Annotated in this window: 12 protein-coding genes; 2 read left to right on the forward strand and 10 right to left on the reverse strand. The window is 69.3% G+C overall.

The annotated features are described in order from the left end of the window. Positions 1 to 2 precede the first annotated feature (2 nt). The 5 genes from ACFVJQ_RS38880 to hemL all read right to left on the reverse strand — a co-directional run bounded on the left by ACFVJQ_RS38880 (position 3) and on the right by hemL (position 4,991). On the reverse strand, positions 3 to 773 hold the full coding sequence (locus ACFVJQ_RS38880; RefSeq protein WP_385512564.1) for a cytochrome c biogenesis CcdA family protein: 771 nt from the start codon (positions 771 to 773) through the stop codon (positions 3 to 5). A 1-nt stretch (position 774) separates the two neighbouring features. Continuing rightward, entirely contained in the window at positions 775 to 1,407 is a 633-nt protein-coding gene (locus ACFVJQ_RS38885) for a TlpA family protein disulfide reductase (RefSeq protein ID WP_385512565.1), read from the reverse strand. A gap of 92 nt (positions 1,408 to 1,499) precedes the next feature. Beyond that, positions 1,500 to 2,729: a hypothetical protein gene (locus ACFVJQ_RS38890; protein ID WP_385790483.1), complete on the reverse strand. Its 1,230-nt coding sequence runs from the start codon at positions 2,727 to 2,729 to the stop codon at positions 1,500 to 1,502. 265 nt (positions 2,730 to 2,994) lie between these two features. Further along, positions 2,995 to 3,678 carry a histidine phosphatase family protein gene (locus tag ACFVJQ_RS38895; protein WP_385512567.1) on the reverse strand — a complete coding sequence of 228 codons (684 nt, stop codon included), beginning with the start codon at positions 3,676 to 3,678 and terminating at the stop codon, positions 2,995 to 2,997. Continuing rightward, positions 3,675 to 4,991 carry a glutamate-1-semialdehyde 2,1-aminomutase gene (gene hemL, locus ACFVJQ_RS38900; RefSeq protein WP_385512568.1) on the reverse strand — a complete coding sequence of 439 codons (1,317 nt, stop codon included), beginning with the start codon at positions 4,989 to 4,991 and terminating at the stop codon, positions 3,675 to 3,677. Before hemL ends, ACFVJQ_RS38895 begins: the two co-directional genes overlap by 4 nt. A 514-nt stretch (positions 4,992 to 5,505) precedes the next feature. On the opposite strand from hemL, the gene ACFVJQ_RS38905 reads away from it, so the two are divergent. Continuing rightward, positions 5,506 to 5,943 carry a hypothetical protein gene (locus ACFVJQ_RS38905; RefSeq protein ID WP_003974483.1) on the forward strand — a complete coding sequence of 146 codons (438 nt, stop codon included), beginning with the start codon at positions 5,506 to 5,508 and terminating at the stop codon, positions 5,941 to 5,943. A gap of 167 nt (positions 5,944 to 6,110) precedes the next feature. Here the strand turns inward: ACFVJQ_RS38905 and ACFVJQ_RS38910 are convergent, their stop codons facing one another. Together ACFVJQ_RS38910 and ACFVJQ_RS38915 are read right to left on the reverse strand one after the other, a co-directional pair. Then, positions 6,111 to 6,437 (reverse strand): DUF6087 family protein, encoded by a 327-nt coding sequence (locus tag ACFVJQ_RS38910; RefSeq protein ID WP_385790486.1) that lies wholly within the window; start codon positions 6,435 to 6,437, stop codon positions 6,111 to 6,113. A 395-nt stretch (positions 6,438 to 6,832) separates the two neighbouring features. Next, positions 6,833 to 7,030, reverse strand: a complete 198-nt coding sequence (locus ACFVJQ_RS38915) for a hypothetical protein (protein WP_385790488.1) — start codon at positions 7,028 to 7,030, stop codon at positions 6,833 to 6,835. 91 nt (positions 7,031 to 7,121) lie between these two features. On the opposite strand from ACFVJQ_RS38915, the gene ACFVJQ_RS38920 reads away from it, so the two are divergent. After that, complete coding sequence (locus ACFVJQ_RS38920; protein WP_385790490.1) at positions 7,122 to 7,859, forward strand: hypothetical protein; 738 nt, start codon at positions 7,122 to 7,124, stop codon at positions 7,857 to 7,859. Here the strand turns inward: ACFVJQ_RS38920 and ACFVJQ_RS38925 are convergent. The 3 genes from ACFVJQ_RS38925 to ACFVJQ_RS38935 form a co-directional block, all read right to left on the reverse strand. After that, on the reverse strand, positions 7,819 to 8,634 hold the full coding sequence (locus ACFVJQ_RS38925; RefSeq protein WP_385790492.1) for a type 1 glutamine amidotransferase domain-containing protein: 816 nt from the start codon (positions 8,632 to 8,634) through the stop codon (positions 7,819 to 7,821). The two genes, ACFVJQ_RS38920 and ACFVJQ_RS38925, sit on opposite strands and share 41 nt — an antisense overlap. Before the next feature lie 121 nt (positions 8,635 to 8,755). Beyond that, on the reverse strand, positions 8,756 to 9,169 hold the full coding sequence (locus tag ACFVJQ_RS38930; RefSeq protein ID WP_385512572.1) for a DUF4345 domain-containing protein: 414 nt from the start codon (positions 9,167 to 9,169) through the stop codon (positions 8,756 to 8,758). Positions 9,170 to 9,212: 43 nt separating this feature from the next. After that, the coding region (locus ACFVJQ_RS38935; protein ID WP_385790494.1) for an SDR family NAD(P)-dependent oxidoreductase at positions 9,213 to 9,902 on the reverse strand (690 nt) is incomplete at its 5' end.

The raw sequence follows: 9,902 nt of genomic DNA on the forward strand, positions 1-9,902 counted from the left end.
GATCAGATCCCCACACTGAAGCCGTTGGACCAGGTCTGCATCTCCTGCACCAGGCTGTCCCACACGCCGGTCAGCAGCAGCACACCGGTCGCGATCATCATGATCCCGCCGATGCGCATCACCCAGACATAGTGGCGCTTGACCCAGCCGAAGGCACCGAGGGCCTTGCGGAAGGCGACGGCGGCGAGGACGAAGGGGAGGCCGAGGCCGAGGCAGTAGGCGATGGTGAGTATCGCGCCGCGGCCCGCGCTGGCCTGGCTGGAGGAGAGCGCCAGTACGGAGGCGAGGGTCGGGCCGATGCAGGGCGTCCAGCCGATCCCGAACAGCGCGCCCAGCAGCGGGGCGCCGACAAGTCCGGCCGTCGGACGGGTGTGGAACCGGAACTCGCGCTGGGTGAGCCAGGGCATCAGCCCCATGAAGAACACACCCATGAGGATCATGAGCGCACCGAGCACCTTGGACAAGGTGGACTGGTGTTCCTGAAGGGTCTGGCCGAAGTAGCCGAAGAGTGCCCCGCTGGAGACGAACACGGCGGTGAAGCCGAGCACGAACAGCGAGGCGCCGATGGCCATCCGGCCGCGCCGGGCGTCGGCCAGGTCGGTGCCGCTGACTCCGGTGACGTAGGAGAGATAGCCGGGGACGAGCGGCAGGACGCACGGCGAGAAGAAGGAGACCAGGCCGCCGAGCAGGGCGACGGGCAGGGCGAGCAGCAGGGCCCCGTTGAGGACGGTGTCGTTGACCCCGGTGGCGGCCAGCGTGGACACTCCGGTCACGTCACTTCTCCGCAAGAACCGGGTCGAGCATGTCGCGCAGCTTGTCCTCGCTGAGCGCCTGCAGAGCGCGCGCCGCGACCTTCCCGTCCCGGTCGATGACGAGCGTGGACGGGATGGCCTGCGGGTTGAGCGTGCCCTTCTCGAAGCGGAGCATCAGCTTGCCCGTCGGGTCGTACAGGCTCGGGTAGGTGACCCCGTACTCCTTCTCGAAGGCGCGCGCCGGACCGGTGCTGGTGTCACGGGTGTTGATGCCGACGAACTCGACGCCCTGGTCCTTGGTGTCCTCGTAGACCGTCTCGAGGTTCTTCGCCTCGGCGCGGCAGGGCGAGCACCACGAGCCCCAGACGTTCAGGACGACGACTTTGCCCTTGTAGTCGGCGATGTCGAGCTGCTTGCCGTCGATGGTCTCACCGGACAGGTCGGGTACGGCGGTCCGGTCGGCCTTCTCGACGGTGTCGATGCCGTCGGAGCCCGCGACGAAGTTGGTGTCACCGCCGCCACCGGAGGTGCCTCCGGAGCTGCATGCGGTGAGGGCGAGTGCCGCGGCGGCGGCCCCGGCCGTGAGCAGGGCGGCGCGGCGACGGGTGCGGCGCGAGGTGTTCGAGCGCAGGGGGGCGCGGCTGGCGGCACTCATGTGAAAAGTTTCGCATGTCCGTTCCGGGGATCTTGCGCACCCCCCTTGCAGGCGTGAACCCGCATTTCAGGACCGCTTCAGCACCGCTTCTTTCAGAGCCGCTTCCACCCTTCGGCGGGCGCCTGCCCGACCTCGAGGGTCCGCAGCTTGTCGAGCACCTCGGGCTTCTGTACGTCCAGCCAGTCCACGAACTGCCGGAAGGACACCAGCCGTACGTCCCCGCCCTTCTCCTTCTCCCGCGCGATGTGCTTCAGCGCCTCCTCCACGGCGTCCATGTAGATGCCGCCGTTCCACTGCTCGAAGTGGTTGCCGACGAAGAAGGGGGCGCGGTTTGTCTCGTATGCCCGCTTGAAGCCGGATATGTAGGCTTGCGCCGACTGCTCCCGCCAGCCCGGGTAGTTGCGGGAGGGGGCGTTGGTGGAGTTGACCGACTGGTTGGCGAGCATGTTGTAGTCCATCGAGAGGACCTCGAAACTGCGTCCGGGGAAAGGTATCTGCTGGAGCGGAAGGTCCCATATGCCCTGCTTTTTGCAGGGCCAGACCTGAAGGCCGCCCGGCGCGGAGGCGTCATAACGCCAGCCCAGTTCGCGGGCGGTGGGCAGCAGGTTGTCCTGGCCCAGCAGACAGGGCGTACGGCCGCCGACGAGTTCCTTGTCGTAGTCGAAGGGCAGGGCGGGCAGATCGGTCCACCCCGTGTTGGTCCGCCACTCCTTCACGAAGGACTTCGCCTGATCGATCTCGCTGCGCCACTGCTGCGGCGTCCAGTTGCCGACCGAGCCGGGCCCGGCGCAGAAGTGGCCGTTGAAGTGGGTGCCGATCTCATGGCCCTCCAGCCACGCCCGGCGGACGTTCTTCAGCGTGTCCTTGATGTGCGCGTCGGTGAGGTAGCCGATGTCGGAGGCGCCGCGCGGGTTGTTCGGCGGGTCGTAGAGGCGCTTCTTCGACTCGGGCAGCAGATACAGGCCGGAGAGGAAGAAGGTCATGTGGGCGCCGTGGTCGCGCGCGAGGCCCAGGAAGCGCGGGAAGAGCCCGTTGCCGACCTCGCCGGCACCGTCCCAGGAGAGGACGACGAACTGCGGCGGGGTCTGCCCCGGCTCCAACGGCTCGGGCTTGGCAGGCTGGTGGGGCTGCTTGCCGGTGAAGGCGGTGGAGCCGTCGCCGAGGGGACGGTCGGGGCGAGGGGTGGGACTGCCCTTGGTGGCGGAACCTCCGGCGTGGGCCGGCCCGTCTGAGGAGGTGAGGGTGCCGCACCCCGCGAGTCCGACGGCGGCCGCGGCCCCCGCGCCGAGCCCGATCGCTCCCCGTCGACTGATGTGACGCATGCCATCCCCGTCCGTTGCGCTCTCTGCTGGTCACCCAGTCAGAGGGCGCAACGAACGGGGAGGTTCCGGTTAATTGCCAGCGCTTCGGAACAAATGCAACAACGGCGCAACAGCGCCTCATAAGGGGCGCGGGGCTGCATCTATATGCGGCTCCGCCGCGATGGGGGTTCCCCCGCTCGAGCGAAGCCGAGAGTGGGGGAGCGAACAACCCCCACCGGCCGGCAGCCGAAGAACTGCCTGGAAGCCCCACCAACCCAGCGGAGCGCTACGCCCCGAAGGCCTTGTCCTTCCCCTTCACCGGCTTGGCGCCCGCCAGCAGATGGGCGGGCACGAGGTCGCGGGCCGGCTCGGTGTAGCCGACGGACACGATCCGGTCGCCGTCGTAGGTGAAGGACGTCAGGGACGCGAGCGTGCACTGCCGGCGGCGCGGGTCGTGCCACAGCCGGCGCCGCTCGACGTACGACCGCACGATCCAGATCGGCAGCTGATGGCTCACCAGCACCGCCTCGTGCCCACGCGCCGCGTCCTTCGCCGCGTCCAGCGCCCCCATCATGCGGATGACCTGCTCGATGTACGGCTCTCCCCACGACGGCCGGAACGGGTTGACCAGGTGCTTCCAGTTGCCGGGCCGCCGCAGCGCACCGTCGCCGACGCCGAACGTCTTGCCCTGGAAGACGTTGTCGGCCTCGATCAGCCGTGCGTCGGTCGCCAGGTCCAGGCCGTGCGCCTTGGCGATCGGGGTCGCCGTCTCCTGCGCGCGCTCCAGCGGGGAGGCGGCGACGTAGGTGACGTCGCGGGAGGCGAGGTGCTCGGCGACCCGGTCGGCCATCTGCCGGCCGAGCTCGGACAGGTGATAGCCGGGCAGCCGGCCGTACAGGATCCCGTCCGGGTTGGCGACCTCGCCGTGCCGCATGAGGTGGACGACGGTGATGTCACGGGTCTGGCTCATGCGGTCGCCTCCGCTGCCGCGCGGGCCGCCGCCGGAAGGGCGTCGGCGATCCGCTGGACGGCCTGCTCGTCGTGCGCGGTGGACACGAACCAGGACTCGAAGGACGACGGCGGCAGATAGACCCCACCGGCCAGCATCGAGTGGAAGAACGCGTTGAAGCGGAACGACTCCTGCGCCCTGGCGTCCTCGTAGTCGCGCACCGGGCGGTCGGTGAAGAAGACGGAGAACATGTTGGAGGCGTTCTGCAGCGTGTGCGCCACGCCTTCCTTGGTCAGTGCGTCCGAGACCAGCGCCTGGATCTGCTGCGACACGGCGTTGATCTTGGCGTACGCGGCGTCGTCGAGCAGCCGCAGCTGGGCGAGCCCGGCGGCGGTGGCGACGGGGTTCCCGGAGAGGGTGCCGGCCTGGTAGACGGGCCCGGCCGGTGCGAGGTGCGCCATGACGTCACCGCGCCCCCCGAAGGCGGCGGCGGGGAACCCACCGCCCATCACCTTGCCGAAGGTCATGAGGTCGGGCACCACGCCGTCGACGCCGAACCACCCGGCGCGGCTGGTGCGGAAGCCGGTCATGACCTCGTCGGAGATGAACAGCGCACCGTTGGTCCGGCACGCGTCCTTGAGCCCCTGGTTGAACCCGGGCAGCGGCGGTACGACACCCATGTTGCCGGGCGAGGCCTCCGTGATGACGCAGGCGATCTCACCCGGGTGGGCGTGGAACGCGGCGTGCACGGCCTCGAGGTCGTTGTACGGCAGGACGATGGTGTCGCCGGCCTGGGCGCCGGTGACGCCGGGCGTGTCGGGCAGCGCGAAGGTCGCGACACCGGAGCCGGCCGAGGCGAGCAGGGCGTCGACGTGCCCGTGGTAGCACCCGGCGAACTTGATCACCTTGGCCCGCCCGGTGAACCCACGGGCGAGCCGGATCGCGGACATGGTCGCCTCGGTCCCGCTGGACACCAGCCGCACCTGCTCGACCGGAGCGACCCGCTCGACGATCTCCTCGGCGAGCGCGACCTCGCCCTCACCGGGCGTACCGAAGGACGTACCGCGCGCGACCGCCTCCTGCACGGCGGCGATCACCTCGGGGTGGGAGTGCCCGAGGATCATCGGCCCCCACGAACACACCAGGTCGACGTACTCCCGGCCGTCCGCGTCCGTCAGATACGGCCCCCTGCCGGACACCATGAACCGGGGCGTACCGCCCACCGCGCGGAAGGCCCGCACGGGCGAGTTCACGCCGCCGGGTGTGACGGCGGCCGCACGGTCGAACAGAGCCTGCGACGCAGGCGCTTCGTATGAATAAGGCAGTTCGCTCATGACCTGCGAGTTCTCCGACTTCTCGGACTCCGGTTGCCAGTGACCTCCTCAGGGTAGGCCAGCGGGGCCGGGTGGCAGGGGGCCGCCAAACCGGTGATCGATCCCACTCCCGTCTGCGAAACTGTGAGCCGATACTGGGACCTGTACGTACAGCTCATGCGGAGTATGGCGTTCAGGGGCTGCAAAGATCCTGCGGACAGGTGTTTCCACGCACGTTTCGGCGCGCGGCCGTGGGGGAGGTCACTGACACGATGATCGGGTTGCGCGGCGGGCGCCACGCGTCCTAGAAAAGCAGTCGGGTGGAGATATGCATCGCGGTGGCGGACTGGGCGAGGGGACTGATGGCCTGGGTCCTCGACGTGCCCGGCGGGGAAGGCACCGGCGCGACGCGGAGGAAGCCGCCGAAGCACGTCAGGCACAGACACAGGGTGTACCGAGTGAGCCCGAACCGATCGACCGGCGGATCGACCGCCAGGTGGATCGCCTCCGGGCGGGGAGCAGGAATGGTGGTCGGGTGGGGGTGACGTACAAGTACTTCGGCGCGCCGGACGGTGCGACCGCGGCCCGCGTCCCGATCTCGATGCGCCCCGAGGAACTCGGCGGCGACGAACTCGGCATGAACGGCATGTTCACCAAGATCAAGCCGGAGACGATGGCCGCGATGGTCCTGACGGGCATCGAGGGCGTCCCCCTGCACAAGGTGCCGCCGCTGGAGCTGGTCGTCCTGCACCCCGACTACGCGGTCGTCAAGCTCCCGATGACGGTCGTGGATCCGCTGCGGGGCATCGGCGAGGAGGCGGTGGGCGCGGCGGCGTTCATCTGGTCGACGGTGCCGGACCGGGGTGGGCCGCGGGATGCGTTCAACGTGTACCAGCTGTTGCACGAGTGGCAGGACTTCAGCCATCGGTTGCATGAGGCGGGGCATCAGCCTTATTGCCTGGTGTGGCCCTGACCTGGGGTTTTGTTGGGCTCGGGCGGGGCTTTCGGGTCCCGCCCTCGTCATGTGCCGGGAGGGGCCGTCAGGCGGCCTGGGCGCATTGAGGGCACATGGGTTTGGGCAAGGGCACTGTGCGCTCCACCGCTCCGCGCGCGGAGCAGTCTCAGACTCGGCGGCGCTGATCACCTCTGCGCCCGGCCGCCACCATCCGACGCGGGTGCATGGGGTTTGCGGTGCTTCCCGGTGCCGGAGCCGAGCGGCTTCGGCACCGGCCCTGGAGGCGCGGACTCGGTGATCACCGGGTAAAGGATCGCCTTTGCCTCGGCGAGGTTGGCGGCGAAGGCGTGCGGCTCCCATGCGTGCCCGTTCCACCGCTCGATGACGCGTGGCGCATCCGGCTGCAGATGCGACCCCCGGGGGCCGTCACCGGAGACGACAGGCACGGCACGAAGCCGGCCGATCTCCGCGTCACGGCGTTCCGCCCAGTCCTTCAGCGGTTCGTCGTCCATCCTGGCGTTCCTCGCGTCGGTGGTGGCTGCCTGGAGGGTAGCGGCCACTGCGGGCCGTTCGGGTTCCCGAGCCAAACCGCCTGTGCGTCGTGGGGATACGTCAAAGTTGGCGAGCAGCAGCCGTTCGCCGACTCACCGGTGTACGCGGTCATGGTCAAGGACCTTCGGGACTGAATCGCCGTCAGAGGGTGACGAGACGGCTGTCGAGCCCGGCCCGCACGAGTCGCTCGTAAGCGCCGTACACATCCGCCGGCACTCCTGCTCGACGCGAAGCCGAGCTTCGGGTACTCGATCAGCCGCTGCAAATCGCCGACTGCGCGATGAAGGTGTCGTAGCGACGGAACCGCGCACCATCAACGCCAAGTCGTGGGTGACCATGGCGCCGAACCCGGGGGTTATGGGCGGGGTCTGCGGGCGTGGAGGACGAAGGCCGGGGGTGGGTTGCGCCATATGGTGCGGCTGGGGACGACTTCCTCGAAGCGGCTGGCCAGCAGCTCGCGGAACCGACGGGCGGGGGTGAGGGGAACGGCGTGGAGGTAGGTGAACGCGGTGAAGGCACCCGCCGGGGCGAGCACCGCGGCTGTCGCGTCCATGAGCCGGTGTTGGACGGCGGGGGGAAAAGAGTGCCCAGGGCAGACCGCTGACCACCACGTCGGCGCTCTCGATTTCGCGCTCATCCAGCAGATGGCGCAGGTGTACGGCGTCGCGCTGGATGATCTCCGCCCCCGGGTGGCGGTGGCGCAGGCGCTGGGCGAGGAGTGGATCGATCTCGACGGCCAGGTGGCGGCCGCGCCCGCCGAGCCGGCGCTGGATCTCGGCGGTGAACGGTCCGGTGCCGGCACCCAGTTCCACCACGACGGGCTCGCCGCGTTCGGGCACCGGGGAGCAGACCGCCTCGGCCAGGTGCCGCGAGCTGGGGGCGACGGCCCCCATGCGGGCCGGTGCACGCACCCACTGACGCAGGAACAGGGTGTAGTCGTTCGGCTCCTGCGAGGGCTTGCAGAGACGGCAGTGGGCTGTTCGTTGCGTGGTGCTGGTGGTCATGTCGATGCCCTTGTCGGAGAGTGGGGATGGGGTGGGGTGGTCGATCGTGTCGGCGTGAACGGGCAAGGTAAGGACGCCTACCACCGGGAAGTGACCGGACCGCTGGCCGCCGAGCATCCGTCCGCGGAGGCGATCCACCTGATCTTCGAGGCGATCGCCGAGCGCGCCCGCGGGCGCGGCTTTCGCGGATCGCCGTTCCTGAACGCGGCCGCCGAGTACCCGGACGCCGACCATCCGGTGCGCCGCCTGGTGGCGTCCAGCGCGTGCGAAGGCAGACGGGCGGCGGTCAGCGCGGCCGCGGCCCGCGTGGCGCCGGTCTGGATTCGTAGGTCACTGGCTACTCGGCCTCGGCCAAGGCAGCGAGAACCAAGTCGCTGACGGCCTTGGTGGACACCGGGTTCTGACCCGTGATCAGACGGCCGTCGCGCACGGAGTGCGGCGTCATCGGAACGGTGGAGCGCACATACTTGGCGCCCTTCGCGCGCAATTCGTCCTCCAGCAGGAACGGCACCCTGCCCTTCACACCGGCCAGTCTTTCCTCGACCGTCGCGAAGCCTGTGACGGTGCGGTTCCGTACGAGCGGATTCCTGTCGGCGTCACGGAGGTTGATGAGGGCGCAGGCGCCATGGCAGACCGAGGAGCCGATGCCGCCCCCGCCGTAGATGGCCTCGGCTGTTCCCCGCAGGTCGGCACTGTCGGGAAAGTCCCACATAGTGCCGTGCCCACCCGTGAAGAAGATCGTGGAGTAGTCGTCCGGATCTGCGTCGGCAACGGAAGCGGTGGACTTCAGGGAGGTCATGAAGGCCGGGTCGGCTCGATAATTGCGAACCGTCCGGTCGGCGAACAACCGGCCGAGGCTTCGGGGGTCGAGTGGCACCTCGCCGCCGGCCGGGCTGACCACATCAACGGTGTGGCCGTTCTTGACCGCCTTGTCGTAGAAATGGACGAGCTCACCCAGCCAGAGGCCGGTCGGGTGCTTGCTCGCCCCGTAGGTGGCCTGATTGGTCACCGCCGCCAGAATCTTTTTCCGTCTCACGTTTCCCACGTCTCCTTTGCAGGCCAACGACACATTCGGGGCCGGGTGTGGCAGAACCACACCTGACGCAACCGGCGCCTGTACGCCCAGGCCGCAATCACCGTCCCCGACCTGCACCGGGTCCTTGACCGGATGACCCGTCGACCGGAGGCACCGCCGATCAGCACCGCCCACCTCGCCCTTCGTCCGGGCAGTTCCATCAACCCGCACATGACACTGAGCGCCCGGGTCCGGTGCCTCAGGCAGCCACCGCCACTCGTCTGGATCTGAGTGCGGTGGAGTGCGCCCGGACGATGACGATCGGGAGGATGAGCTCCAGGAGGGCGGAGGCGAGGAAGACACCCGCCGGGCTGGGCATGCCGTCCCGGGCGAAGGAGACCAGCCGCCCGACGCCCCCGAGGAAGATCGGGACGGCCAGGAAGTAGACGAGCACTCCCTGTCGGCGGATCGTTGCCGCCGCCCAGAAGAACAGGGGAGCCCATCCGATGTGGACGCCCGCCAGGAAGCGGTGCACGTTGTCCGCGTCCGCCCCACCCGCCGGAGCTCCCTGCGCCAATTGCTCCAAGCCGCCTCCGAGCGCGATGGCAGTGGCCAGCAGCAGGCAGACACGGACGATGGTGTCGGCTGGAGTGAGAGGGGTGTGGGCCGCCATCACGCCTCCTTGCCTGTCTCGGAGTTGGCCACGGGGATGGTGCTCAGACCTGCTCGGTGGGGCGTACGAGCAGTTCGGCGACGGCCACGTGCCGGGGGCGGGTCACGATGTAGCCGACGGTGTCGGCGATGTCCTGACTCTGCAGCCGGTCGATGTCGCCCAGGGCGGCGACGATGTGCTGCTGGATGACGTCGGGGTTGTGCGTGCGCAGTTCGGTGTCGACGCTGCCCGGCTCGACGACGGAGACGCGGACGTGCTGGCGTGCCAGTTCCTGACGCAGCGCCTCGCTGAAGGCACCGACGCCGAACTTCGTGGCGCTGTACACGGCGGACATGGCGTAGGCGTTGCGGCCGGCGAGTGAGCCGATGTTGACGATGTCGGCGACCTGACGCGGCTCCTCGGCGGCTGCCTTGACCAGGTGGGGAACGGCCGCGTGGGCGGTGTACATCAGGCCCATGAGGTTGATGTCGATCATGCGCCGCCAGTCGTTCAGGTCCGCGCCGGGAGCGGGCCCGAGCAGCATGAGGCCGGCGTTGTTGACCAGGGTGTCCAGGCGGCCCAGGTTCTCGACGGTCCGCTCGACCGCTTCCGCGGCGGCCTGGGCGGTGGTGATGTCGGCGGGCACGACCAGGGCCTTACCGCCGGAGTCGGTGATTTCCGCAGCGAGGTCGGTGAGCCGGTCCTCGCGCCGGCCGACCAGGGCCACGGAGGCACCCTCGCGGGCAAGCTCCAG

Source organism: Streptomyces sp. NPDC127197, from assembly GCF_042672405.1.
GTDB lineage: Bacteria > Actinomycetota > Actinomycetes > Streptomycetales > Streptomycetaceae > Streptomyces > Streptomyces flavusporus.